The sequence below is a fragment of the Nocardioides sp. LML1-1-1.1 genome (assembly GCF_040676175.1).
Lineage (GTDB): Bacteria > Actinomycetota > Actinomycetes > Propionibacteriales > Nocardioidaceae > Nocardioides.
On record NZ_JBEGHK010000010.1, the window covers coordinates 16,387 to 41,092 of the forward strand.

A 24,706-nucleotide genomic window follows, 5' to 3' on the forward strand; every position below is an offset into this window, starting at 1 on the left:
AACCATGCCGAAGAAGATCGATCCGAAGGTCAAGGAGCGGTGCGTGCGGCAGGTGCTGGAGCACTTGCCGGAGTACCCCTCGCTGACAGCGGCCGCTGAGGCTGTTGCCCGCCGCGAGGGCCTCGGTAAGGAGACGGTTCGTCGATGGGTGGTCCAGGCCCAGATCGACGGCGGACAGCGCCAGGGCGCGACCAGCGAGGAACTGGCTGAGATCAAGGACCTCAAGGCCAAGGTCCGCCGGCTCGAAGAGGACAACGAGATCCTGCGCAGGGCCTCGATTTTCTTCGCGGGGGAACTCGACCCCCGCAATCGCTGATCGTCGCGTTCGTCGACGAGCTGCGGGCCGAGGGCCACGCGGTCGAGTCGATCTGTCGGGTCCTGCGCGAGCAGGGCTGCCAGATCGCCGCGCGGACCTACCGCGACTGGATGCGCACCAACCGCACCGTCGCTTCACGGACCATCAGCGACGCCACGGTCACCAACCAGGTCCGCGACCTGGCCTGGAAGATCGATCACGAGGGCGTGCGCCGGATGACACCCGAGGGTCTCTACGGCCGGCGGAAAATGACCGCGCGCGTGCAACGCACAACCCCGGATGCATCGCCCGGCTCTGTCGACCGGGCGATGAGATCCCTTGGCCTGCAAGGGATCCGACGATCCAAGGGCATCCGGACCACGATCCCGGCCAAGGACGGCAAACGGGCCGGTGACCTGCTGGATCGCGACTTCACTGCCGCCGCCCCGAACCGGACCTGGGTCATGGACTTCACCTACGTCCGCACCTGGGCCGGGTTCGTCTACACCGCGTTCATCCTCGACGTGTTCGCCCAGAAGATCGTCGCCTGGAACGTGGCACCCACCAAGGCCGTCGAGCTCGTCGACGTGCCGCTGAGGATGGCGCTGTGGCAGCGCGGCCGCGAAGGCAACCCCGTCGTGCCAGGTGAGCTGATCGGCCACGCCGACGCCGGGTCGCAATACACATCCATCACGTTCACCGATCACCTCGCCGACGCCGGCATCCGGCCCTCGATCGGGTCAGTTGCCGATGCCTACGACAACGCGCTGATGGAGTGCGTGATCGGCCTCTACAAGACCGAGTGCATCCGCACCACGGTCTTCCACGCCGGCCCCTACCGGACCATCGGCGACGTCGAGTACGCCACCGCCGGCTGGGTCGACTGGTACAACAACCGACGCCTGCACAGCACTCTTGGGATGATGTCTCCCATGGAGTTCGAGCAAGCCCACTACGCGGCCCTCAACCGAGAGCCGCAACCCGTATAGGAGCGGCGGAGAACCTGGGGCGCTTCAGATAGAGGCGCGACCCTGCACTGACCACCTCGAGCATGGTGACCACGTCGTCGCTCGCATCCGGGGTGGGTGCGGTGCCGCTCCGCTCAGCTACGCGCTCCGGTCCGCCACGAGCGTGAACATGATCGAGCTCAGCGCTGCCGGGGACCGTGTGGTCCACCGGCTGCACCAGCTGGTACCTCGGGGCGCACACCCGTCCCTGACGGCGTACTTCTTACGCTCGTCGTAGCATGCGTGCCGCTCGATTAGCAGGGCTGCTGGGGCCAACGGATCGAGTTCATTCGAGGCTCGTCAACAGTCGTCAAGCAGTAGCTGATGGGGACTGCTGCACCGATTGGTGACAGTGTCACCTACCCTGCAGCAGTCCCTGGCCGGAGCCTAGGTGTCTTTGGACGCCCATCCAGTGCCCAGTTTGTCCAGCACCTCGAGGGCGACCGCCGCGTTGAGGCCCAACTCGTCAGGGCGGCGCCCGAGGAGTTCCTCGACCTGCTGAAGTCGGTACAGGATTGTGTTCTTGTGTACCGATAGGTTTTCGGCTGCTCGTGCGCTGCTCCCACACTCGAGGTACACGCGGAGCGTTTCTCGCAACTTCATCGTCAGCCGTCCTGCGGAGGCCAGGCCGCCCAATTCTCGCTGGACAAGCTCACGCAGACCCTGGGAATCCTGCATCAGCAGATGAACGAGCTCGATCTCCGCATAGTGCACAAGATGTCGCTCGTTCAGGACCCCTGAGACCTGTTCGGCGAAAAGGGCGGTTTCATGAGACCGTCGAAACCCGGTCGCCCCCAGCTCCGAGCGGCCCACGGCAACGCGCACCGTGGGGTAGGCTGGAGCGAAGCCCTCAAACGCGCCGGGAGCGGGCTCGTGCGGCGTCGCGATCCAGGCCCATAGCCGGCGACTTCCGGCAGGGACGGTCAGGGGAGGTGGAGCCCCACACTGCCGGGCAACCTCGACTGCCGAGTGTTCGAGCTGCACCAAGGCCCCGTCCCCTGAACCGGGATCGAACCAGAGAATCAGGGCGGTCTGGTGGATGGCCAAGTTGTGTTTCAACACAGCGGTCGCCTGACGACTCTGGGGAGGCGCGCCAGCCAAGAGGGCCTCGACGTACTCCCGCCGGCGGGCAAGGACTCCGCTGACAAGCTTGGCGTCCTCCTCAAGATAGGAAGCCGCGACCTGCTCGACCCAGTTCTCCATTCCCAAGTTGATTCGTCGCCATAGCTGCTGGAGCAAGTCCGCGCGATCCTGGGATTGCAGGCTGCTCTCGCTGACGCGCCGCATCAGTTCACTCCAGAACACCCGTTGGCCAACGCGATAGGCCCGCATTAGCAGGGACAGATCCAGCCGGCGCATTGCCAGCGTGCGTCCCAAGTCGCGCATGTCCTCGTTGGCCGCGACATCGGTTACGTCGCCGCCCAGTGTCGCCGGGACCAGTCGAAGAGCACCTTGGGTGCTCATGTTCAGTGCTCTCCGAACGTCACTGTCGGTCCCCAACTCCGGCACCTCGGCCTGCACGGCGTCATCGATGAGCGCTGCGACCAGCTGCGCATCGTCCTCACGTAGCAGGCGGGACTGGAGCGTCAGCCATTCGTCGACCGGTCCCGCAGATTCGGACGGACTCACCGGCGTGTCGCCTCCTCGCTGTACGGACCACACAATGTTCTAACGGCAATTGTGCCGACTGCTATGAGATCCGGCAGGGCTCTCGACGCGATCATCAACCATGCCCAAGCCCAGCGCTACTGAGATCAGAACAGCAACGAGCTTTTGCGCGCTGTTTCAATCCACTGCCCTAGTCGAGGGGTATCGGCCGGCCTTGGAGACGTCGGATGGCACCCTCCGCATCTCGTGGCAAGAGTACGCCGAGCGAGTGCGCGACGTGGCGGCCGGCCTACACGCGCTCGGGGTCCGCCACGGCGACACCGTGGGAATCATGCTGAGCAATCGGCCTGAGTTCAACATCGTCGACTCGGCAGCTCTTCACCTCGGCGCTGTGCCCTTCTCGATCTACAACACGAGTTCGGCAGAACAGATCCGCTATGTCTTCGGCAACGCCGAGAACCGTGTTGTCGTCACCGAGGAAGCGTTCCTCGCCGAGGTCCAGTTGGCCAGCACAGCCACGAAGATCGAGCACGTGGTGTGTGTCAGCGGCGGTCACGCAGGGACGACCTCCCTCGACGAGCTGGTCCGCACGGGCGACCCGGCATTCGACTTTGACGCCGCCTGGCAGCAGGTCCGGCCCAGCGACGTCGCGACGCTGATCTACACGTCAGGAACCACGGGCCCCCCCAAGGGTGTCGAGCTCACGCACGCCGGCCTTCTCTCCAACCTCGCGGCTCTCCTGGAACTGGCAGATCCTGGACCGGACGACCGGGTCGTCTCCTACCTCCCGGATGCTCATATCGTCAACCGGTTCATGGCTCACTACGGGCCTATGATCTGGGGCTACTCCGTGACGACGGTCGCGGACCCGAAACAGATGGTCGCCACGCTTCCCGCGGTCCGCCCCACTCTTTTCGTCGCTGTGCCGATGCTTTGGTACAAGATCAAGGCAGCCCTGGAGCACGCGATCAGTGAGGAGACAGGTCTCCGAGGTGCTGTGGCGATGGCTGCGGTGCGACGGGGCAGCGCTCGGGCACGCCTCTCGACAGCGGGAAGGCCTGTTCCCATGATGTTGGACCTGCAGGCAGTTGTCGCGGACCGATTGGTGCTGCGCAAGCTGCGTGCGAAACTCGGGCTCGACGAGGTGAAGGTAGCCCTGACAGGCGCAGCGCCGATCGCGCCCGAGGCTCTCGAGTTCGTGGTGGGGATCGGGCTGCCCGTGTGCGAGGCCTGGGGCATGTCCGAGCTTTCTGCTCTGGCCACAGTGAACCGGCCTGACAGTATCCGCGTCGGCACCGTCGGTCTGGCCGCTCCGGGCGTCGAGATCCAGGTCGCCGAGGATGGAGAGCTGCTTGTTCGGGGCCCTGGTGTCATGAAGGGTTACCGCGGCCAACCCGAGCTGACCTCGGAGGCCATCGACGCGGACGGGTGGATGCACACCGGCGACATCGGATCGGTCGACCCAGACGGCTACGTGCGGATCCTCGATCGCAAGAAGGAACTCATCATCAACTCCGGCGGTAAGAACATGTCGCCGTCGAATATCGAGAACACGATCAAGGTCTCGTGCCCCCTGATCGGCTCGGTAGTGGCAATCGGTGACAACCAGCCCTTCGTCGTGGCCCTGGTCACCCTCGACCCCGATGCGGCCGCTCAATTCGCTGCCCAACACGGCCTCGAGCCGGACCCCAGAGTCCTCGCGAACCACCCCGAGGTCCGACGTCAGGTCGAGGAGGGCGTTGCTCGGGGGAACCAGAGGCTCTCGCGCGTCGAACAGGTCAAGTACACCGAGATCCTGCCTGTGTTCTGGGAGCCGGGCGGCGACGAGCTGACACCCACCATGAAGCTCCGCCGTAAGCCAATAGCCGAGAAGTACGCGAGCCAGATCCGTGCTCTCTACACGAATGCAAGGAAGGTGTGACCTTGTCCAAGACAATCCAGGTACGTGGGGCTGTCGTGGCAATTACCGGAGGCGCCCGCGGGATCGGTCGAGCGACGGCCCGCGCGTTCCTTGAGTCAGGGGCACGAGTCGCTATCGGCGACGTCGACGCCGCCGCCGCGAAGGAGACCGCACGAGAGCTGGCCGAAGCGGCCCGAGGAAAGGCCATCGGCCTCCCGCTCGACGTGACCAGTCGCGACTCTCTTGCTGACTTCCTCGACGGCACCGTCGGCACGCTCGGCGATCTTAGCGTCCTGGTCAACAATGCTGGCATCATGCCGACCGGCCTGTTCTCGGACGAAGCGCTTGTCATGACGGAGCGGATGATCGACATCAACCTACGTGGTGTCGTTCATGGCTCGGCACTGGCGATCAAGCACTTTGGGGATCGCCGCGGTCACATCATCAACGTCGCCTCCCTCGCCGGGGTCGCGGGCTTCCCCGGCGTCGCGACCTACTGCGCAACGAAGCACGCCGTCATCGGGTTCACCGAGGCCCTGCACCGCGAACTCCGTGACCAGGACATCGGCGTCACGGCGGTCCTCCCAGGGGTCGTTCGAACGGAGCTCTCAGCCGGGAACAGCGTGCCCGGTTGGATCAGGCCGCTGGCAGAGGTTGATCCCGAGGATGTTGCGCGGGCGATTGTGGGCACGGTCGGTTCACGACGTACGCGGGTCAGCGTTCCACGTCCTATGGGCGCACTGCTGAAGACCATGTCGCTCATGCCGGACGGGGCCCGGCAGTTCTCCGAGAGACTCGCACGGTTCGACAGCGCCTTCACGAAGACCGACCCCGTTGCCCGCGCTGCCTACCACCAACGCATCAACGGAGAGCACTCGTGACCAGCATGATCGACGTCACCTCGCCCGCTGACGGTCGCCGAGTCGGTCAGATCGGGTCCCAGCTCCGAGACTCGGTCAGCGACGTGGTGGCGAGCCTGCGAGGAAGCCAACCCGCGTGGGAAGGAATCGGACCGCATGACCGCGCGGGCTGGCTTCGCAGGTACCGGGACTGGCTGCTCGACAACCACGACCGCCTCTGCGGTCTCCTTCAAGCTGAAACCGGCAAACCGTGGACCGAGGCCAATCTCGACCTGCCCTACGTCGTGGACGTAACGAACTACTACGCGAAGAACGCTGCACGCTTCCTTGCCGATCAACGCCCTGCCCGTCACAGCCTGTTGACGATCACCAAGCGCCAGTTGGTCACGCGTCGCGCCTACCCTGTCGTCGGCGTGATCACGCCCTGGAACTTCCCATTGGGGTTGACACTCATCGACGCAGTTCCTGCCTTGCTTGCCGGCGCGTCGGTCGTGGTCAAACCCTCCGAGTTCACCCCGCTCGCAACCCGGGCCGCCGTGGACGGCTGGACCGAGATCGGTGCACCACCGGTGTTCGCCTGCGTCACCGGTGCGGGAGAAACCGGTGCCGCGGTCGTTGACGAGGTCGATTACGTCCAGTTCACCGGGTCAACCAGGACCGGCAAGGCCATCGCGAAGTCTGCGGCAACTCGTCTGATCCCATGCAGCCTGGAGCTGGGAGGCAAGGACGCGATGCTCGTACTCGCCGACGCCGACCTGCCGCGCGCCGCCAATGCGGCGGTGTGGGGCGGTATCGCGAATGCCGGTCAGATGTGTACCTCCGTCGAGCGCGTCTACGTCGAGGCGTCGGTGTACGACGAATTCGTCAACCTTGTTACAGACCGCGTCCGCGCCCTACGGTTGGGATCGGACGCGACGGGCTATCGGTATGATGTCGGCCCTCTGGCCACGTCCACCCAAGTTGACATCGTGCGGCGCCACGTTGCGGATGCCCTCGAGCGCGGTGCGCGCGTTCTCGTCGGCGGGCAGAACTCGGGGCAGTTCTTCGAGCCCACCGTTCTCGTCGACGTAGACCATTCGATGCTCTGCATGACCGAAGAGACCTTCGGGCCTACGCTGCCCATCATGCGTGTCGCCGACGTTGACGAGGCGGTGCAACTGGCCAACGACTCGGCATACGGACTTTCGGCAACCATCTTTAGCCGCGATACCCGCCGCGCCGAGGAAGTGGCGAGGCTTCTACAGTCCGGCGCGGTCAATATCAATGACGTCTTCTCGAACTTGTTTGCTCTCCCGGTCCCTCAGTCAGGTTGGAAGCAGTCGGGCATGGGTGCACGCAACGGCGGCGTCTACGGGATTCAGAAGTTTACGCGACCGCAGGCCATCGTCACTTCGCGGCTGATGACTCCTCGCTCGGAACTCACGTGGTATCCGTATACGGCCTCAAGGACGGCGGTCTTGCGTCGTGCGGCCCGCCTACTGGGTGCCGGGGATCTTCGGCGCAAGCTCTTCTGATTCTGCCCCGAGAGTAGTGGCCTCGCGTAGTCCGATATGGGCCCGCAGTCCTTATAAGGCATACGGGCTACACGGTGGAGTATCCGATCGGTCGCCTCTTCGCCGACGCCCGCATCCGGAGGAGAAGGCGTACGGGGCCAAAGAGATCAAGGATGAGGTCATCGCGCTCAGCCTCGGAGCTGGGCGCGATGGGACACGCTACAGGTGGCCCCCTGACCAGTGTGACGGTCGTAGAGATGGCCGGGCTGGCCCCGGCTCCTTTCGGTTGCATGATCCTCGCCGACCTTGGCGCCGACGTGCTGCGCGTCGAACGCGGCGGCGGTAATCAGTTCACCCTCGTGCCGCGCTCAGGCATGTTGGACCGGGGACGCCGCACGCTCGCGCTGAACCTGATGGAGCCGGCTGTCCTGGCAACGCTGCTGGTCCTGGTGGACAGTGCCGACGCCCTCGTCGAGGGCTTTGGCCGGGCGTCGCTGAGCGGCTCGGCATCGGGCCGGACGTGCTTCGGGCCCGCAACGAGGGCTTGGTCTATGCCCGGATGACCGGGTGGGGCCAGGACGGGCCCCTCGCCCAGCGGGCCGGGCATGAGATCAACTACATTGGGTTGGTCGGTGTGCTGGAGCCGATCGGCCGGGACGGCGAGCGACCGCATGCGCCCCTGAACATCCTCGGTGACTTCGCCGGTGGCGGCATGCTGATGACCTTGGGCATCGTCGCGGCGCGCTTCGAACGCAGCCGCTCGGGTCAGGGCCAGGTCGTCGACGCGGCTATGGTCGACGGTGCCAGTCTACTGATGTGCTTCTTGCACGGGACGAAGTCGAACGGGTCTGGGAGGGCGGGCGCGGTACCAATATCCTCGACGGCGCAGCATCGGCGAGCAGTACGTCCTGCTCGAACCGCAATCGTCCGACGGGCCGATGCTGGAGGCGGGATCGGTGATCTCGCTGGACCAGACCCGATCGGCGATGGACGTCGCTCAGCTGCTCGGGAACTTGGACGCTCGAACTGCGCGCGAGGCTGGTGGTGCCGGGTGTGTTCGGGATCACCCTGGTGGCCCTTCTCGCCGCCTCCGCAATCCTGTGGCTGCGTCACGACGAGGAGGTCGACAGGGGCCCTGTCGCCGTCGCCACGGAAAGAGCGGTCAGCTTCTTCAGCCTCGACCACCGGCATGCCCGGGATGGCGTCGACAAAATGCTGAGCCTGGCAACGGGCAAGTTCAACGAGGAGTACGTCGCCGAAGCAGATCAAATCGTCGCGGTCGTGGAGAAGTAACGGCTGGTGGTCACGGCGAAAGTGCCTGAGGACGGGGTCGCGGTGGAGTACTTCCACCAGGACGACGCGCAGTTCCTCGTCGCCGTCGACGTGACAACCGTGATGAAGACGAGGGCAGCCGAGGAGGCGCGATATCGAGCACGCATCAAGCTCACCCGCGTCGACGGCAGTTGGCGAGTGTCCGGCGTGGAACAGGTGGGGTGATGCCGATGACCGACCAGAGGCCGTCATTGGACGCGCGGGCGACCATGCAAAAGCTGAGGCGCATGCTCGTGCCCGCGCTCGTCGTACTCGTCGTGGCGGCGGCCGGGCTGCTGGCCTGGGTGGCGACCCGACCGGACCCCGACGCAACCCGCCCGCTTTCGGCGAAGTACGGCGTCTACACCGACGGAACGATTCCCGGTGACGGACAGCACGCCGTTGTGGAGGCCGTGACGGCCATACCGCTCGCCCTGTCCTACAACTACGCCACCCTGGACAAGGGCCTGGACGAGGCCGTCGCCCACATGACGGGCTCGTTCGCGCAAGAGTTCCGCTCGACGTTCGACAAGACCGCGGGCCGGCTCGCGACCTCGCGCAAGGCAGTCGCCCAGGCGACCGTGCGGGCCGCCGGATGGTCAGCATCGAAGACGGCCAGGCTGTTGTCCTGATGTACGTCGACCGGGTCCTGCTCTCTGGGAAGAAGCTTGGTGGCGAGGACGGGCCGGTCAGCGTCAGCCAGAACCGGATCAAGGTCGTGCTGCGTGGCTCCGGCGACTCTTGGAAGGTCGACTCCATTGAGCCGTTCTGACGGGCAGAGTTGCTAACGTCCGAGGTCAGACCGCATGACGAGGACAGCTTGGAGCGGGCTATCGGCCGGTGCGCTGAGGCCGCGACCAGGAGCCCGACATGTGATGGCGGGTGTCGATGAGCGCGCAGCCGCTATCGAGATCATGACACCTCAGGCTTCGAGCGCCCGTGCCAGGGTGAGCGCGATCTCAACCGGCAGTCGACGCTCGGTGACCGGATGGCCGAGTGCGGCCTCGCATTGGTGCAAGCGGTAGCGCAGGGTGTTCTGGTGGACAGAGAGGCGGATGGCTGCCGCCGAGACCTGGAGGTTCTCGATGAAGTAGGCGGCGAGTGTCTCACGCAGTCGCGCCATGTCCTTCGTTGGTCCGGCGAGCTCACCAAGTTCGCTTCTGACGAAATGGCGCAGCAACTCGGGTTCACCCGATGAGAGTGCACCGAGGGCTATTGCGTCGAACCGGTAGGGCCCGCGACTGTTCCCAAGTTCAGCGAAGCGCCGCGTCGCACGTGCCTGCAGGTGGGAGATACGGAAGCCCTCGGCTCCCCGCTCCGCGCTACCGAGGACCACCTCGACGTCCGACGGCCACTTCTGCTGGTGAGTGGCCAGGACGGTGAGGTCGATCCGCTCGTCAGCGCTCAGCCAAAGCCACAGCTCCTGCGGGTCGGGTTCCAAGACAAGTGGGCGCGCTTGGTAGGTGGCGCTGAGCCGCCGAGCCGTCTCCCGTAGCCCGTCCCCAGCGGTAGCCTGATCGGACCGGCTGTACAAGATGGCAGCGACGTGCCAACGGCTCAGCGAGTGCCCCAACACCTCCGATGCCTTCGCCAGGTTTGTTTCTCTCCCCACGATTATTGCGCGAGCCACGTCGAGGCGCCGCGCATGAGCGCCTCGCGCGGAGGCCTCACGCTCGCGCGCGTGTTCGGACACCATGGCAGCAAGATTGGCGTCGGCCCACCACAGCAGAAGTCGACCGGTGTCTATCGCGATAGCAACCGCGTCTTCAGGTGGGACTTCGAGGCTCGAGAACATCTCCAGCGGAACAGACAAAGCCACCTGGCGCGCAGTACTGAATGCCTTGATGACTTGCTCGACCGAGACCCCTTGGCGCGCGCTGAGGCGGGCAAGTTGCAGAGCCTCCGGAGGCACCTCGAACGTGCGCGTTGCACCATGAGCCAGGGCCTCGAGTCCGCGCACGGAAGCCTGTGACATCTGCCGCAAGGCTCGATAGAGCTCGGGGTCCTCGCGAAACGGTGGGACGTCACTGCCCACCCCTTCAATCAGCTGCTCGAGGAGAGGGTCGAACAGCCCCGCAGCAATAACGAGCTCGAACACGCGCTGCGTCGCTGTGTCAAGCCTGGGCGGATTCTGTGTCATGGCGCTCTTGGCGAATCCTACAAGATGCACCGAGATTTTGTGTGAATGCGCCTTCCGCGTAGTCCGGATCTTGGTAGATCCTCAAACACCCGAACGCCCGGTATGCCCAATGAGGAGCGTCCACATTGACCAAGGTGCCACCGAACCCTCCGACAACCACTCCGAAGTTGCTGACCGACGAGAGGCGCGTCATCGATGACGTGGCCACGCGGTTTATCGCATCCCCGGAGGTGACGGACGACAGACCGACCGTGCTGTTCCTGCACGGGTTCACCGACTCGGCCGATACGTGGCGCGTCGTCTTGGAACGGTACGCCGACCAGGGCCGCAGGGCATGGGCTGTTGATCTGCCGGCACATGGCTTCGCGGGTGAACCGCGCCGCCGTTGCCTGAGCGCCTACGACGCCTTCGTTCGTGCTGCCGTCGAGGCCGTCGATGACGGGGCCGGCGTGGTTGTCGTGGGCAACTCGTTGGGGGGGCTGCTGGCTCTGCGAGCGGCTGCCGCGGAGCCATCGAGTTCCCTGCGGGGTGTCGTGGCCATCGGGCCGCCTGGAGATCGTTTGCACCCAGCCCTCGAGGCGCTGCCGGCGTTGAGTCCCGTCGTCCAGGTCCTGCTGCGCCTGCCGATTCCGCATTCGGCGTTGCAGAGACTCGCGGGCACGCTATACGCCCGCATCGGGGCAAACGCCTCGCTCCCCGACGAGCTCGCGCTCGGCTACACCAGCCATGTCAGTCGTCGGCAACTACGTCGGGTGGTCCGCGTCGGTGGTGATCTTTTCCGCGAAATGCAGCAGACAAGGACCCCGGTGGGTTCGATCGGCATCCCCGTCGCCATCTTGTGGGGCAGCGAGGACGCTGTGTGCCCCATTGAGGGCGCGAACGTGTTCCAAGGTCTACCACTGACAGTCCATCGCGGCGGTGCCCATTGTCCTCAACTGCTCGAACCGGACGTGGTGTTGGCAGCCGTCCAACGTCTCGAAGATGACTTCGCCGCGGAGGTGGCCTCGTGAAGCGAACTTTCAAATCAGGCAACGTCGTTGTGATCACGGGGGCGGCCCAAGGAATTGGCGCAGCGACCGCAGCCGCGCTGATCGCGAAGGGCGCTCGCGTGGCGCTTCTAGACCGCGACGGAGACCTCGTAGCTGAGCGCGCAGCCGAACTGGGGCCCTCGGCTGCGCCCTACGTGGTTGACGTCACCAACCGGGACGCACTCGAAACCGTCTTTGCTGAGGTGGCCAAGAGGTGGGGCAGGATCGACGGCGTAATTGCGAACGCTGGCATTGCCGGGCCCGTCGCTGCGATTGCCGAGGCAGACCCTGACGCGGTGGAGCGGGTGGTCGAGATCGACCTGCTCGGAGTCATGCGGACGGCGTACGCCGCGATGCCCTATCTGCTGGAGAGCCGCGGACACGTCCTGCTCGTCGCCTCAATCGCGGCTGCGATCCCTTGTCCGATGTTCGCGGCGTACGGAGCTGCGAAGGCCGGTGTGGAGGCGTATGGGCGTGCTTTGCGCATCGAGCTCGCTCGCAGCGGGGTCACTGTCGGGGTCGCCTACTTCGGACTCATCGATACCGGACTTGCGCGCGACGACCTCCTGGGCACCGGCCCCTTCGCGTCCATCCAAGGAAGACTTCCCGGGGTGCTGACGATTGCCCCGGTGGGTGCGGCCGCTGGCGCCCTCGTTCGAGGCGTGGAACGGCGTTCAGCCCGCGTCTGGGCACCGAGTTGGGTCCCATTCGTCCTTGCCTCCAGGAGTGTCCTGGCGCTCGGCGACGGTCTCATGTCCCGTGTGCCGGCTCTGACGATGGCATCGGCACCGAACCCGCAGCCGAGCAACAAGCAGGTCACGGAGGCGAACTCATGAAACGCTCGCCCCGAGTGGTGATCGTAGGCTCCGGCATGTCAGGGCTTTGCATGACCTGGTACCTCAAGAATGCCGGCGTCGAGGACATCACTGTGCTCGAAAAGGCGGCCGACGTCGGAGGTACTTGGCGCGACAACTCGTATCCCGGCCTTGCATGCGATGTGCCCTCGCGCTTCTACCAGTTCCGGTTCGCCCCCAACCCGGACTGGAGCCACCTCTTCTCGCCAGGCCCTGAGATCCTGGACTATTTCCGCAAAGTCGCCGACGACCACGATCTTCGTCGGCACATTGTCTTCGGTGTCGAGGCCACCGACCTCACCTGGGATACTGGCGTCTGGCGCGTTGCAACGAACGACGGCAACGTCAGGGAAGCCGATTTCGTCGTGACAGCGACCGGAATCCTGCACCATCCGAACATCCCCGATCTGCCGGGGATGAGTGACTTCCAAGGCCCGATCTTCCACTCAGCGCGCTGGGATCACAGCGTACCGATCGAAGGTGCCCGCATTGGAGTCGTGGGTTCCGGATCCACGGGTGTCCAGATCGTCTCAGCCCTTGGCGGCAACGCCGACCAAGTGGTCCTCTTTCAACGTAGCCCGCACTGGGTAGTTCCGGTACCCAACCCGGGCTACCCCTCTTTGACACGAGCTGCTCATCGGCTGCTGCCCGTCCTCGACCAACTCGCCTACTTGGGATATCGGACCGCATTCGAACGGGTCTCTGTCGCCCTGGTTCAGCCGGGGGTTCGACGGACAGTCGTCACCCGGGCGACGAAGGCTGGGCTGCGCGCTGTGAAGGATCGCAAGCTCCGCGCCGCGATCACCCCCGACTTCGAACCTATGTGTCGCCGACTCATCTTCTCGCCCGACTTCTACCGGGCGGTCCAGCGTGCGGACGTCAGGGTGGTAACCACGCCGATTGACCGATTCGTCGCGGACGGGATCGCCACGGACGGCGAACAGGTCAAGTTGGATGCGGTGGTACTCGCAACAGGCTTCGACTCACATGCGTTCATGCGACCGACTCAGGTGAGCGGCCGAGATGGGCTGACCATCGATCAGGCCTGGTCTGATGGCCCCTTCGCCTATCACGGAGTCGCACTTCCCGGGTTCCCGAACCTCTTTATGGCTATGGGACCGCACAGTCCGGTGGGCAACTATTCACTGACGGCTATCGCCGAAGCCCAGGCCCAGCACATCACCGCTTGGATCAGCCGCTGGGCTGACGACGAGTTCGACACCATTGAGCCGCGATACGAAGCCACGAGGGCACACAACGCGGAGATGAAGGCAGCGCTGCCGGGGACCGTGTGGTCCACCGGCTGCACCAGCTGGTACCTCGGGAAGGACGGGACGCCGGAGCTGTGGCCCTGGTCGCCAGAGAAGTACCGCCACGTCCTCGCCCGGCCCCGCCGCGAGGACTGGGAGACCCACAAGCTCCTCACGGCGACAACGACTCGCGCCCGGGTCAAGTCCACCCCGACCCCGAAGATGATGGAGAAGTGACCATGACATCCCTTACCAGGCCGCGCCCGCGCCTGACCAGTATTCCGGGCATCGGATACCTTGAGGCTGCACGGTTCGTGGGCGCACAGATCCCACCCATCCTCGCAGCGGGACTGCGTGAAGATCGACGGATCACCCGGGCAAGCGAGGCGCCGGCACATGTGCCGCGGACCTTGTTCGACCCTACTCACCCCGATGCGGTCGCCTCGCCTCATGCTGACTATCGGATGCTGCGAGCGCAGGGAGTAGCTGTCAATGAAAAGCTGAACGTCTGGATGCTGTCGCGGTACGACCACGTCAGCGACGCCGTGCGGCATCCGGACATCTTCTCCTCAGCGAAGGGCATATTCCTGCGCAGCGTGGACGTGCCAAACTTGATCACGCGCGACAGACCCGATCACACCCGGCTGCGAAGTGTGATGACCCCGCACTTCCATCCGAAGCGCCTGGGCGACCTGGCCGACGACATTCGTCAGCTTGCCGATCCGGCGATCTCGCGGCTGGCCCAAGGGGAAACGGTGGACTTCACCCGTGACCTTGCGATCCCGCTACCGATCAGCGTCATCGCCCAGATGCTCGGAGTCCCGACAGCTGACTGGGCAACCTTCAGGGGCTGGTCGGACCATTTGGCGAACGTCTTCGGTCCGGAGGATCTCGCGAGCGCGGTGTCATTCTGGGCAGATGTCTTTTCCTCCATGGTGGGCTTGGAGGCCATGGTGCGCCGCGAGGTGGCCCGCCGCACGTCAGAGCCGACCGAGGACCTCTTCACGGCCATCGAGCAGGCAGTGGCCGCAGGACAACTCGATCGCTTCGAGGTCTTCCTCTACGTGATGATCCTGATCGTTGCCGGCAACGAGACCACGTCGAACCTCCTTGGCATGGTTGCCGACCGCCTAGCAGCCGATCCAGAACTGCTCGAGCGGCTTCGCGCCGACCGCACTCTGGTGCCTGCCTTCGTCGAGGAAATGCTGCGTTGGGGTTCGCCAATTCAGTGGGTCTCCAGGGTCACCAACGAGCCCTACCTGGTCGGAGAGACCGAGATCCCTGCCGGAAGCCGCGTGGTGCTCTTCCTCGCCTCAGCAAACCGTGATCCCGAGCGCTTTCAAAATCCGGATCGCGTCGACATAACGAGACGAAACGCCGGCATGCTCGGGTTCGGCGCGGGTCCACACTTCTGCCTCGGCGCTCATCTCGCGCGCCTCGAAGTCGTCACCGTCGTCGACCACCTCCTGGACAACGTGTCCTCACTCCGCGCTGCCGGTCCAGTCGTGTGGGGAACCACGCCCTCGCTGCGCGGGCCGACCTCGGTCCCGGTTCGCCTGCGCTGAGCACACACCTATCGAACTCGAAGGAAGCCGGATGAGCCCCACCCCACCTCGCGTTACCGTGGATACGGACCTCTGTGAAGGATTCGGAGTCTGCTACAGCCTTGCCCCCGAACTGTTCGCGGACGGTCCTGGAGGACGAGCGCTCGTGCGCCAGGACGGCACTGACGTCGACGAGGAATACCTGGATACGGTCGTCGCGCAGTGTCCCCGGAGCGCCCTCAGTACAACGCGAGCATGACGGCCCTCACTCGCGCACGCCGACCGTTCCGTGTTGCGGTCATCGGCGCCGGCCCAGCAGGTATCTACACGGCGGACACACTACTCAAGGCCGCCAGCGAGTTCCCGCAGCCTTGGACAGGAGTTCGAGTCGACATCCATGACCACCTCCCGACGCCGTTCGGACTGATCCGCTACGGCGTGGCACCCGACCATCCGCGCGTCAAGGGCATCACCCAGAGCCTGACGTCAGTCCTGGAGCAACCCGAGATCCGGTTCTTCGGTAATGTCAGGTATCCAGATGACCTTGACCTGCCTACCCTGCGCGCCGCCTACGACGCAGTCATCTTCGCGACAGGTGCCATGAGAGACCGCTCCACGGATCTGCCCGGTGCCGGCCTCGACGGTTCGTACGGCGCCGCCGACTTCGTGGCCTGGTATGACGCCCATCCAGACGTGCCGCGAGACTGGGCGCTCGATGCGGAACGCGTCGCGGTCGTGGGCGCGGGCAATGTCGCGCTCGACGTGGCCCGCGTCCTGGCGCGAAACATCGATGAGATGAGATCGACGGAAATCCCCGACCATGTTGAGCACGCTCTGACGCTCAACAGGGCACGCGAAATCCACATCTTCGCACGCCGAGGGCCCGCACAGGCGAAGTTCACCCAGCTCGAGTTGCGCGAGCTGGGGGAGTGTTCCAACGTCCGGGTAGTAGTCGACCGCGCGGACCTCATCTACGACGAAGCATCTCGAAAGGCGATCCAGGACTCCAAGATTGTCTCGCAGGTGGTCAACCGCATCGAGGACTACGCGGCCCTCGCTGCACAGCCGATCTCACCGAACGTTCGAACGGTGTTCCTGCACTTCCTCGCTCAGCCGACCGAGATCCTCGGGGAGGCCGGCAGAGTCGTAGGGCTGCGCACCGAGCGGCAAGAACTGGACGGAAGTGGGCGGAACCTAGGGACCGGTCAGTTCATTGACTGGCCGGTCGAGGCTGTTTACCGCGCTGTCGGGTACCAACCAGATCCAGTTGCGGGACTGCCGCACGACGACAACCGTGGCGTTGTGCCGAATGCTGCTGGGCGAGTGCTCGACGATGTAGGCGGCCAACCGCTGCCCGGGATCTATGCCTGTGGCTGGGTCAAGAGAGGCCCTGTCGGCCTCATCGGCCACACCAGGGCCGACGCGAAGGAGACTGTCGCTAGCATGCTTCACGACGTCGCGGCTGGAAAGGACCTGCTCGGGCAGCTGCTCATCGAAGACGTCTCCACCTTGTTGCCCCACGCAACCACATGGAGCGGTTGGGGCAAGCTGGACGCCTATGAACAGGCACGCGGACTCGAGAAGGGTCGTGAGCGAACCAAGGTCGCTGATCGTGATGAGATGATCAGCATCAGCAGATTATGATCCGTAAGGGACTGCTGCAGGGACGGGTGACTTCGCGCCGACCGCACACTCGTCCCTGCCTTCGTCGAGGAGGTGCTGCGTTGGGGCTCGCCAGTGCAGTGGGTATCCAGGGTTACCAACAGCCCTACGTGGTCGGAGAGGTCGAGATCCCTGCCGGAAGCCGGTTAGTTCTCTTCCTTGCGTCAGCAAACCGTGATCCAGAGCGGTTTTGGACCCGGAGCGCGTTGAGGTAGCGAGGCGGAACGGCGGCATTCTCGGCTTCGGAGCGGGGTCACATTTCTGCCTCTGCGCTCACTTGGCGCGCCTCGTAGTCGTGACCGTGATCGACCACCTCCTGGACAATGTGGGGACTGCTACACGGACGGGTGACAGGTTGACCTGCCCTGTGAGGATCGCTCCTCGCTGGAAGGATGTCCCTCGTGGCAAAGCCCTATCCCAAGGAGTTCCGCGACGACGTCGTGCGAGTGGCCCGCCAGGGCCAGTCGTCACTGGCTCAAATCGCCAAGGACTTCGGCATCTCCGAAGGCTCGCTGGCCAACTGGATGAAGAAGGCCGACATCGAAGACGGCCGTCGACCCGGCATGACCGACGACGACCCCAAGGAGCTTCGCGAAGCGAACAAGCGGATCCGTCTCCTCGAGCAAGAGAACGAAGTCCTGCGCCGGGCTGCCGCCTACCTGTCTCAGGCAAACCTGCAGGGAACATAGTCTTCCCGCTCGTCCGTGAAATGGCCGCGGCCGGTGCCCCGATCAGGGTGTCGGTCGCGGTGGCGTGCCGGGTTCTCGGTCTGACCACCGCGGGGTACTACAAGTGGGTCAGAGACCCCGTCTCCCAGCGGGACGGGACTGCCCCGAGTTTGGGGGAGCACGCCTTCGTTGCGCGGTCTGACCTCGGTCCCGGTTCGTCTGCGTTGAGCACTGGTTGCCGGATTCGAAGGGGGGTGGAATAAGGCGCAGGCCGGCCGCCGAGCTCGGCCGAGAATTGCGAGCGGCTGCTGCTAGGACGGGTGAAGTCTTGGCGTGATCAACGGGTTGTCTGCCCGATTGGCTTGCGAGTCGAGGGCCTCCTTGAATGCCTGAATCGTGCCGCGTTCCTGCCATCGACTGGAGTCGGCGACGGATGTCGGGCGCGCCGACTGCCCGGCGAGGACCTTGCCCATTCGTGTGGTCACTATGCGCACGGCCAGCCAGTGCTCCTCGCCAGGCACCGCCTCGCTGACCATGGGGGTTGCGGATCTGCACGAGGAACCGCGCTTAGCCTCGATTACCGACTTCGTCGGCTCCGTCGGCATCTCCCTTGGGCTCCCACCGCTGGCCTACTCCTTCTGGATCGGGTCACGGCGAACGAGGGTGCGTTCGTCGTACGGGATCGGGAGTTCCTCAGCCACATCGAGCCGCCCCTCGCTGTCGGGTCTGCTGCACGAACGGGTCACCTATCCGTGCAGCAGACCCGTGTGGTTGTACCGTCCGCACAGTTGGCCAGGACGGACGAGGTACGCGATGCAGACACCTGATATGTAGCGACCTCCTGTCAAGAGGCAGGGTGAGGCGCCCGTCCCGATCGTTCGGGGCGGGCGCCTCGTGCTTCGCCGTCGTAGGGCTGGTGAGCGTGTCGTTGGCGACGCGCGGTCAGACTGATATGCGCGGGTTGGTTACCGCTGGACGGTGCTTTCGGCAGGAGCAAGTCCGCGTGTCTAGCGTCGAGCGTCGCGGGCGGTTGCCCGTTGCTCATAGGTGTTGCGCGGGTCGCTCCACGCGCTGCCACCGGCGCGGGGACGACGAGGCAGATCGTGGTGTTCTCAGTCGTCCATGACCGCCAGGGACCACGACCATCCGGCCAGCTCGCGGGCGATCGCGACGTTGGCGATGGTGGGCTTCTTCTTGCGCTCGATGAACTTCACCCATCGATGGTGCAGGCGCCGGTTGCCTTCGTCACCGCGGGCCCTGGCTGCTGCGGGTGCCAGGTCCCAGCGGTCGCGCATGGTCTTGCCCACGACGTACCGGGCGCGGTGGTGGTCGCCGAGGTCGTGGCCGCGGGTGGCAAGGCTGTGGCGAACACCGACAACGTTGCGACCTGGGCTGGCGCGAAGGCGCTGATCGACCAGGCCGTGGCGGAGTTCGGCCGCCTCGACGTCCTGGTCAACAACGCCGGGATCCTGCGCGACGGGTTCATCCCGACGATGGAGGAGTCCCAGTGGGACTCGGTGATCAACGTGCACCTCAAGGGCCACTTCTCGACGCTGCGGCACGCTGCGGCGTACTGGAAGGCCGAGTCGAAGGCGGGCAACCAGCCGGTCGCAGCGGTGATCAACACTGCGTCGGGGTCCGGCATCACCCTTCCTAACGCCGGTCAGTCGAACTACGGAGCGGCCAAGGCGGCGATCGCGGCGCTGACGCTGGTGGCGGCCGAGGAGCTGGAGCGGTACGGCGTGCGCGTCAACGCGATCGCCCCGGTCGCCCGGACCCGGCTCACCGAAGCCACCCCCGGCTTCGGCGACGTCATGCGCTCGACCATCGAGGAGGGCGTGATCGACCCCTTCCACCCGGCGAACATCTCGCCGCTCGTGGCCTACCTGGCCACCGAGAAGTGCCCGGCGACCGGTCAGGTCTTCGCCGTCCAGGGCGGCTCGATCCAGTCCCTCCAGGGCTGGACGGTCACCCACACGACCGAGACCGACGACCCGTGGACGATCGAGGACGTGCAGTCCCGCCTCGAAGAGTGGGCGTGAGACCCGATGATCGAATGGTCTGACTCCGACCTCGCCGTCCGTGACGCGGTCCGCGATTTCGTCGACAAGGAGATCCGTCCCCATCTCGACCAGCTCGAGACCGGCGAGCTCGCGCCGTACGACATCATCCGCAGGCTCTTCTCCGCCTTCGGTGTCGACGCGATGGCCGCCGAGGCCGTCGAGAGGATGCTGGCGACCGAACGGGCAGCCGCACTCGGCGAGCCCAAGCCCGACAAGAGCGCGTCCTCCGGCGGCAGCCTCGACGGCGCGGAGAGCATGGCGGCGGTCATGGTCAGCGAGCTATCCGGTGTCAGCCTCGGACTCGTCGCCTCGATCGGCGTCTCCCTCGGGCTCACCGCGACCACGATCGCCAAGAACGGGACCCTCGCCCAGAAGGAGCGCTGGCTGCCGAAGCTGGCCACCTTCGAGCACGTCGGCGCCTGGGCGATCACCGAGCCGGACGCAGGCTCCGATGCCTTCGGTGGCATGAAGACCACCGTCAAGCGCGACGGAGACGACTACATCCTCAAGGGCCACAAGACCTTCATCACCAACGGTCCCGACGCCGACGTGATCGTCGTCTACGCCAAGCTCGACGAGGGCGACAACTGGGACACGCGCTCCCGCAAGGTGCTGACCTTCGTGCTCGACAAGGGCATGGAGGGTCTCGCCCAGGGCAAGGCGTTCAAGAAGATGGGCATGATGTCCTCGCCCACAAGCGAGCTGTTCTTCGACAACGTGCGACTCACCCCGGACCGTCTCCTCGGCGAGAAAGAGGACGCGGGCGACAAGAGCACGGGCGGCGACAGCAAGGACAGCGTCCGGGCAAGCTTCGCCGGCGAGCGGATGGGCGTAGCAGTACTCGCGCTCGGCATCATCAACGAGTGCCAGCGACTGAGCGTGGACTACGCGAAGTCCCGTGAGCTCTGGGGCAAGCCGATCAGCGACTACCAGCTGATCCAGCTCAAGCTCGCCAAGATGGAGGTCGCCCGGGTCAACGTGCAGAACATGGTCTTCTCGACCCTCGAGCACCTCCGGGCACGGAAAATGCCGTCGCTCGCCGAAGCCTCGGCGATGAAGCTCTACGCCTCCGAGGCCGCGACCGAGGTGGCGATGGAGGCCGTGCAGCTGTTCGGCGGCAACGGCTACATGGCCGAATATCGGGTCGAGCAGCTGGCCCGCGACGCCAAGTCGCTGATGATCTACGCCGGCTCCAACGAGGTCCAGGTCACCCACGTCGCCAAGGGCGTCCTAGCCCGGTGAACCAGCCGCGCACGGGGTCGGCGACCTACGGCGGATACCGCACCCGGACCGTCGAGCTGGACGGATCCGGCCCGTGTCTGGTCCTGGTGCACGGTTTCGCCGACAGTGCCGACACGTGGAACGGTGTGCTGGCCGAGCTCGCCGAGCTGGGTCGGTCCGCGCTCGCCGTGGACCTGCCCGGCTTCGGCGATGCCGATCTCCTGCAGCCGGGTCCAGTGTTCCCGCAGCTCGACCGGTTCCTGGCCGGCCTGGTTGCCGAGCAGACTCGGTACGGCGACGTCATCCTTGTCGGCAACTCCCTGGGCGCACTCGCCTCGCTGCGCGCCGCGGATCACGGCTTGCCGGTGCGCGGTGTGGTGGCGATTGGCCAGCCGGCGCTGGGCGACAACCGCCTGCTCCGCGCGTTCCTCGCGACCCGGACCACGCTGCTGGTCCGCATCCTCTCGCTGCCACTTCTGGCGCCGGCTGTCCTCCGTCGATGGCTGGTCGCCCAGGCCGTCCAGATCTTTGTGTACGCCGACCGGCGGGCGGCCGACCCTGCGGTGTCGGCTCGCTTCGCCGATTTCATCACGGTCCGGGGCGGCCACGGCTGGGTGGTGCGACAGGCACGCCTGCTGGCCGCAGAGGTCGAGGACTGCTACCAGTTCGACCAGATCTGCTGTCCACTGTTTGTCGTCCACGGGGCCCAGGACCGGGTCATCCCTGTGAACGCCGCCGAGGCGCTGCACAGCCACGTGCCCCACAGCGACCTGGTCGTGATGCCCACCTGGGGCCACTGCCCGCAGCTCGACGACCCAGCCGGGGTCGCCCGAATCGTGGTCGACTTCGCCGACGGCTGTCGGTCCACGCAGGACCGTGTGGGATGAGCAATGGAATGAGCAACCAAGGAGTGATCATTCGATGGGACCGCTGACCGGACTGAAGGTCGTCGAGGTGGCCGGGCTCGCCCCCGCCCCCTTCGCGTGCATGATCCTCGCCGACCTCGGGGCCGAGGTACTGAGGATCGATCGAGCGGCCGTCGGGGCCGCCTACGTCGCCCCGGCCGGCCCGCTGGACCGCGGGCGCCGGACGCTGGGGCTCGACCTGAAGTCTCCGGAAGGCGTGGAGGTGCTGCGCTCAGTGACCGAGTCGGCCGACGTCTTCGTCGAGGGCTTCCGGCCGGGGGTCGCCGAGCGGCTCGGCTTCGGACCCGAGGAGCTTCTCGAACAGAACCCCCGACTCGTCTACGGCCGGATGACCGGCTGGGGTCAGGACGGCCCGCTGGCGCCGAGCGCTGGCCACGACATCAACTACATCGCGCTGTCCGGTGCTCTGGAGCCCATCGGCCGGGCAGGCGAGCGTCCGCACGCACCGCTCAACCTGCTCGGGGACTTCGCCGGCGGTGGAATGCTCCTCGTCGTCGGCATTCTCGCGGCCCTGCACGAGCGCGCCACCTCTGGTCGCGGCGAGGTGGTCGACGCGGCGATGGCCGACGGCGCCAGCCTGCTGATGACATTCATTCATGGCATGCGCGCGGCTGGCATGTGGGACGGTGAACGCGGTACCAACTTCCTCGACGGGGGCGCTCCCTTCTACGACACCTATGAGTGCGCCGACGGCCGGTACGTCGCGGTGGGCTGCGTCGAGCCGCCGTTCTACCAGCGGTTCCTCAAGGTCCTTGGTGTCGATGAGGAGTCCGAGGGTCTCGACTTCCAGCTCGACCCGCGCGGGTGGGAACGGACCAGGACCGTGGTCGCCGCCCGGTTCAAGGAACGCTCCAGGGATCAGTGGGCCAAGGACTTCGAGGGCACCGATGCCTGCGTGACGCCGGTGCTCTCGCCGTGGGAGGCACACGAGCACGTCCACCACCGCGAGCGACGGTCGTTCGTTGAGGTCGACGGTCTAGTGCAGCCCGCACCCGCGCCGCGGTTCAGCCGCAGCGCGGTGGCCGAGCCCGGCCCGATCGACGCTGGTGGGCGCGACCCGCTGCGAACACTTCTGGACTGGGGGATTCCGGAGTCCCAGGCCAACACCTGGGTCGCCGACCGGGTGAGGTAGGAAGAAGCAAACCGGCTGCTCCCCGCCGCCCAGTGTTTCAGGTCACTCGTTGTAGATGCGCTCCGGCGTGACGATGCAGGTGATTGTGACTACAGCGCTCCATGACGGATTCGTCGAGGAGATGAAGACCTGTAACACCTTGCGAGATCGTGCAGACGGTTCAGTCCTCCGCGGCGCTCCTCGGCCCCGAGCTGCAGACGAAGGTCGAGCAGACTCTGCTCCGCAACGCGGACGCCAACGCCGTCGCGTTCTCGTACGACGACCTCATGACGGGGGCGGCGCCGCCGCCGTTCGCAGCTCCGGACGATCGAACAGCTCGAGGTGATCGCGGGCACCGGATTCCCGGCCTACAACGACCTCATTCGCGACGACCAGGGCCAGGACGCCGGATTCGGAATCGACTACGTCTACGAGACGTGGGCGGCCGCCGACCTGCTGAGCAGGTTCCTTGCGGGCGAGAAGGGCGTTCCCGGTGGGGTGGGCGTGCAGGTCTACGACCGCGACCACGGCGTCCCCAGCTGCTCCGACACCGCTCCGATCACGGACTTCAAGGAGCGCTACACGACGATCTGGCAGGTTCGTGACCACCGTCCCGGTGACGCCCGACCTCGCGGCCCCTTCGGGGCCGCGACGGTAGCCCTGGCCGCGGAGGGTGTCTGCAAGACCTACGGCGCGACCAAGGCGCTCGACGACGTGTCCCTGACCGTGACCAGTGGGGCCATCCACGGCCTCAATCTCGGCGGCCCTCGTCGCGATCCTCTGTGCTTGCTCGAGGACTCCGGTGGCGAGGTAGCACTGAGCGAGCGTGGCCAGGATCGTAAGGTTCTCTGCCTCGGGCCGTTCCGGTGAGGTGGCCGAGAGGTCCTCCAGGATCGCGGTCGCCCCCGAGACGACCCCGCAGGCTGCCAGGGCCGGTGCACGGACCCAGTGGGCCCGCCGCAGGACCGCCGCATCGGCGCGGTTGGTGACGGGGTTGAAGATGACCTCGTCGACGAGCTCGAGCGCCTGGCGTGCCTCGCCGCGTCGCAGGGCCACCTCGGCGTCTCCCAGGGCGAGCTCCAGTGCCGCCTTCTCGGCTGGCAAGACGTCCGCCACCAGGTCCTCGAGCCGGATGCGCAGCCGTCCTGCCATCCGCTCAAGGAGGTGCACGTCTGGGCGGCGCCCACCGCTCTCGATCCGCGAGACGTACGCCCCGGTGACGTCCTCGCCGGCCACCTGGGCTTGCGTCATCCCGGCCGCGACCCTGCCGCGCGGAACCGCCGGCCGAGCTCGGCGGACTCGACAGATCGGCTGAGGGCGACCAGGCGAACATCCATGGCGAGATCTTGCCCCCACCTGGCAGGTCCGGCCTTCACTTCCTGTCCAGACGTGCCACGGCCCGAGCGTCAAGAACTCTTGCCGAACCGGCTCTGGGCCGCCTGTTTGGTCAACCCCAGGGCATCGCCGATCCGGGTCCAGGGGACGCTGTCGGCGCGCAGTTGAGCGACCGCAGTCGCTTGGGCGTCCACCAGCTGCACGATCGCGGCCGTGAGGTGCTCGAGCTGCGCGCCGGCATCGCGGGCATCCTGGGCGCGCGCCAGCTCGGCTCGCGCTGTGTGCACGGCCTGCTCGATCGCGTCGGCGCGCTCGAGGTCAGTTCGACGCGCCCGGAACTGCACGCGCGAATGGCTGGGAAGGTAGCCGGGCGCCTTTGGGCTGTTGGGTCGAGTCATGCGTCAAGAATACTTGACTCATGTTGTGGGGT

23 protein-coding genes and 1 pseudogene are annotated in these 24,706 nt (G+C 65.9%); 20 read left to right on the forward strand and 4 right to left on the reverse strand.

The genetic code is table 11. The features are described 5' to 3' along the window. Positions 1 to 4 precede the first annotated feature (4 nt). Positions 5 to 1,284, forward strand: a protein-coding gene (locus MRBLML1_RS22975; RefSeq protein ID WP_364520520.1) for an IS3 family transposase whose coding sequence is annotated in 2 segments (ribosomal slippage) — positions 5 to 278 and positions 278 to 1,284 — 1,281 coding nt in all. Because the reading frame shifts where the segments join, the coding sequence is not laid out codon by codon here. Between the two features lie 405 nt (positions 1,285 to 1,689). Here MRBLML1_RS22975 and MRBLML1_RS22980 read toward each other — a convergent pair. Continuing rightward, positions 1,690 to 2,931 carry a PucR family transcriptional regulator gene (locus MRBLML1_RS22980; RefSeq protein ID WP_364520522.1) on the reverse strand — a complete coding sequence of 414 codons (1,242 nt, stop codon included), beginning with the start codon at positions 2,929 to 2,931 and terminating at the stop codon, positions 1,690 to 1,692. Between the two features lie 100 nt (positions 2,932 to 3,031). Between MRBLML1_RS22980 and MRBLML1_RS22985 the strand changes: the two genes are divergently transcribed. From MRBLML1_RS22985 to MRBLML1_RS23020, 8 genes and pseudogenes are all read left to right on the forward strand, one after another. Next, complete coding sequence (locus MRBLML1_RS22985; RefSeq protein ID WP_364520524.1) at positions 3,032 to 4,831, forward strand: AMP-dependent synthetase/ligase; 1,800 nt, start codon at positions 3,032 to 3,034, stop codon at positions 4,829 to 4,831. Positions 4,832 to 4,833: 2 nt separating this feature from the next. Further along, complete coding sequence (locus MRBLML1_RS22990; protein WP_364520526.1) at positions 4,834 to 5,691, forward strand: SDR family oxidoreductase; 858 nt, start codon at positions 4,834 to 4,836, stop codon at positions 5,689 to 5,691. Between the two features lie 5 nt (positions 5,692 to 5,696). Next, a complete protein-coding gene (locus MRBLML1_RS22995; RefSeq protein ID WP_364520585.1) occupies positions 5,697 to 7,184 on the forward strand; it encodes an aldehyde dehydrogenase family protein in 1,488 nt (495 codons plus the stop codon). Between the two features lie 269 nt (positions 7,185 to 7,453). Next, positions 7,454 to 7,941 (forward strand): annotated as a pseudogene (locus tag MRBLML1_RS23000) (CoA transferase); the annotation flags it as partial. A gap of 275 nt (positions 7,942 to 8,216) precedes the next feature. Then, on the forward strand, positions 8,217 to 8,456 hold the full coding sequence (locus tag MRBLML1_RS23005; protein ID WP_364520595.1) for a hypothetical protein: 240 nt from the start codon (positions 8,217 to 8,219) through the stop codon (positions 8,454 to 8,456). A 42-nt stretch (positions 8,457 to 8,498) separates the two neighbouring features. Continuing rightward, a complete protein-coding gene (locus tag MRBLML1_RS23010) occupies positions 8,499 to 8,660 on the forward strand; it encodes a hypothetical protein (RefSeq protein ID WP_364520528.1) in 162 nt (53 codons plus the stop codon). Beyond that, positions 8,660 to 9,106: a hypothetical protein gene (locus tag MRBLML1_RS23015; RefSeq protein ID WP_364520530.1), complete on the forward strand. Its 447-nt coding sequence runs from the start codon at positions 8,660 to 8,662 to the stop codon at positions 9,104 to 9,106. Before MRBLML1_RS23010 ends, MRBLML1_RS23015 begins: the two co-directional genes overlap by 1 nt. Continuing rightward, positions 9,106 to 9,246: a hypothetical protein gene (locus MRBLML1_RS23020; protein WP_364520532.1), complete on the forward strand. Its 141-nt coding sequence runs from the start codon at positions 9,106 to 9,108 to the stop codon at positions 9,244 to 9,246. The genes MRBLML1_RS23015 and MRBLML1_RS23020 overlap by 1 nt, the downstream gene beginning before the upstream one ends. Positions 9,247 to 9,396: 150 nt before the next feature. On the opposite strand, the gene MRBLML1_RS23025 is transcribed toward MRBLML1_RS23020, so the two are convergent. After that, entirely contained in the window at positions 9,397 to 10,572 is a 1,176-nt protein-coding gene (locus tag MRBLML1_RS23025) for a PucR family transcriptional regulator (RefSeq protein WP_364520534.1), read from the reverse strand. 176 nt (positions 10,573 to 10,748) lie between these two features. Here MRBLML1_RS23025 and MRBLML1_RS23030 point away from each other — a divergent pair, with 176 nt between their 5' ends. The 11 genes from MRBLML1_RS23030 to MRBLML1_RS23080 all read left to right on the forward strand — a co-directional run bounded on the left by MRBLML1_RS23030 (position 10,749) and on the right by MRBLML1_RS23080 (position 22,962). Further along, a complete protein-coding gene (locus MRBLML1_RS23030; RefSeq protein WP_364520587.1) occupies positions 10,749 to 11,624 on the forward strand; it encodes an alpha/beta hydrolase in 876 nt (291 codons plus the stop codon). Further along, a complete protein-coding gene (locus MRBLML1_RS23035; RefSeq protein WP_364520536.1) occupies positions 11,621 to 12,478 on the forward strand; it encodes an SDR family NAD(P)-dependent oxidoreductase in 858 nt (285 codons plus the stop codon). The genes MRBLML1_RS23030 and MRBLML1_RS23035 overlap by 4 nt, the downstream gene beginning before the upstream one ends. Further along, positions 12,475 to 13,983: a flavin-containing monooxygenase gene (locus tag MRBLML1_RS23040; protein ID WP_364520538.1), complete on the forward strand. Its 1,509-nt coding sequence runs from the start codon at positions 12,475 to 12,477 to the stop codon at positions 13,981 to 13,983. Before MRBLML1_RS23035 ends, MRBLML1_RS23040 begins: the two co-directional genes overlap by 4 nt. Positions 13,984 to 13,985: 2 nt before the next feature. Continuing rightward, positions 13,986 to 15,311 carry a cytochrome P450 gene (locus MRBLML1_RS23045; protein ID WP_364520589.1) on the forward strand — a complete coding sequence of 442 codons (1,326 nt, stop codon included), beginning with the start codon at positions 13,986 to 13,988 and terminating at the stop codon, positions 15,309 to 15,311. A 31-nt stretch (positions 15,312 to 15,342) separates the two neighbouring features. Next, positions 15,343 to 15,549 carry a ferredoxin gene (locus tag MRBLML1_RS23050; RefSeq protein WP_364520540.1) on the forward strand — a complete coding sequence of 69 codons (207 nt, stop codon included), beginning with the start codon at positions 15,343 to 15,345 and terminating at the stop codon, positions 15,547 to 15,549. Continuing rightward, entirely contained in the window at positions 15,546 to 16,934 is a 1,389-nt protein-coding gene (locus MRBLML1_RS23055; protein ID WP_364520542.1) for an FAD-dependent oxidoreductase, read from the forward strand. The genes MRBLML1_RS23050 and MRBLML1_RS23055 overlap by 4 nt, the downstream gene beginning before the upstream one ends. Positions 16,935 to 17,353: 419 nt before the next feature. Next, a complete protein-coding gene (locus tag MRBLML1_RS23060) occupies positions 17,354 to 17,641 on the forward strand; it encodes a transposase (protein WP_364520544.1) in 288 nt (95 codons plus the stop codon). 1,301 nt (positions 17,642 to 18,942) lie between these two features. Next, entirely contained in the window at positions 18,943 to 19,662 is a 720-nt protein-coding gene (locus MRBLML1_RS23065; protein WP_364520546.1) for an SDR family NAD(P)-dependent oxidoreductase, read from the forward strand. 6 nt (positions 19,663 to 19,668) lie between these two features. Continuing rightward, positions 19,669 to 20,925 (forward strand): acyl-CoA dehydrogenase family protein, encoded by a 1,257-nt coding sequence (locus tag MRBLML1_RS23070; RefSeq protein WP_364520548.1) that lies wholly within the window; start codon positions 19,669 to 19,671, stop codon positions 20,923 to 20,925. Continuing rightward, positions 20,922 to 21,791, forward strand: coding sequence for an alpha/beta fold hydrolase (locus tag MRBLML1_RS23075; RefSeq protein ID WP_364520550.1), 870 nt, complete (start codon positions 20,922 to 20,924; stop codon positions 21,789 to 21,791). The genes MRBLML1_RS23070 and MRBLML1_RS23075 overlap by 4 nt, the downstream gene beginning before the upstream one ends. Positions 21,792 to 21,825: 34 nt before the next feature. After that, positions 21,826 to 22,962 carry a CaiB/BaiF CoA transferase family protein gene (locus tag MRBLML1_RS23080; RefSeq protein WP_364520552.1) on the forward strand — a complete coding sequence of 379 codons (1,137 nt, stop codon included), beginning with the start codon at positions 21,826 to 21,828 and terminating at the stop codon, positions 22,960 to 22,962. A 264-nt stretch (positions 22,963 to 23,226) separates the two neighbouring features. On the opposite strand, the gene MRBLML1_RS23085 is transcribed toward MRBLML1_RS23080, so the two are convergent. Both MRBLML1_RS23085 and MRBLML1_RS23090 read right to left on the reverse strand, forming a co-directional pair. Then, on the reverse strand, positions 23,227 to 24,297 hold the full coding sequence (locus MRBLML1_RS23085; RefSeq protein WP_364520591.1) for a helix-turn-helix domain-containing protein: 1,071 nt from the start codon (positions 24,295 to 24,297) through the stop codon (positions 23,227 to 23,229). Positions 24,298 to 24,347: 50 nt separating this feature from the next. Then, positions 24,348 to 24,674 (reverse strand): hypothetical protein, encoded by a 327-nt coding sequence (locus MRBLML1_RS23090; protein ID WP_364520554.1) that lies wholly within the window; start codon positions 24,672 to 24,674, stop codon positions 24,348 to 24,350. Positions 24,675 to 24,706 lie beyond the last annotated feature (32 nt).

Coding starts and splice junctions, on each gene's coding strand:
- MRBLML1_RS23015 (WP_364520530.1), top strand. CDS start 8,660: ATGCCGATGACCGACCAGAGGCCGTCATTGGACGCGCGGGCGACCATG.
- MRBLML1_RS23080 (WP_364520552.1), top strand. CDS start 21,826: ATGGGACCGCTGACCGGACTGAAGGTCGTCGAGGTGGCCGGGCTCGCC.
- MRBLML1_RS23045 (WP_364520589.1), top strand. CDS start 13,986: ATGACATCCCTTACCAGGCCGCGCCCGCGCCTGACCAGTATTCCGGGC.
- MRBLML1_RS23070 (WP_364520548.1), top strand. CDS start 19,669: ATGATCGAATGGTCTGACTCCGACCTCGCCGTCCGTGACGCGGTCCGC.
- MRBLML1_RS23090 (WP_364520554.1), bottom strand. CDS start 24,674: ATGACTCGACCCAACAGCCCAAAGGCGCCCGGCTACCTTCCCAGCCAT.
- MRBLML1_RS23055 (WP_364520542.1), top strand. CDS start 15,546: ATGACGGCCCTCACTCGCGCACGCCGACCGTTCCGTGTTGCGGTCATC.
- MRBLML1_RS23020 (WP_364520532.1), top strand. CDS start 9,106: ATGTACGTCGACCGGGTCCTGCTCTCTGGGAAGAAGCTTGGTGGCGAG.
- MRBLML1_RS23050 (WP_364520540.1), top strand. CDS start 15,343: ATGAGCCCCACCCCACCTCGCGTTACCGTGGATACGGACCTCTGTGAA.
- MRBLML1_RS22985 (WP_364520524.1), top strand. CDS start 3,032: ATGCCCAAGCCCAGCGCTACTGAGATCAGAACAGCAACGAGCTTTTGC.
- MRBLML1_RS22995 (WP_364520585.1), top strand. CDS start 5,697: ATGATCGACGTCACCTCGCCCGCTGACGGTCGCCGAGTCGGTCAGATC.
- MRBLML1_RS23040 (WP_364520538.1), top strand. CDS start 12,475: ATGAAACGCTCGCCCCGAGTGGTGATCGTAGGCTCCGGCATGTCAGGG.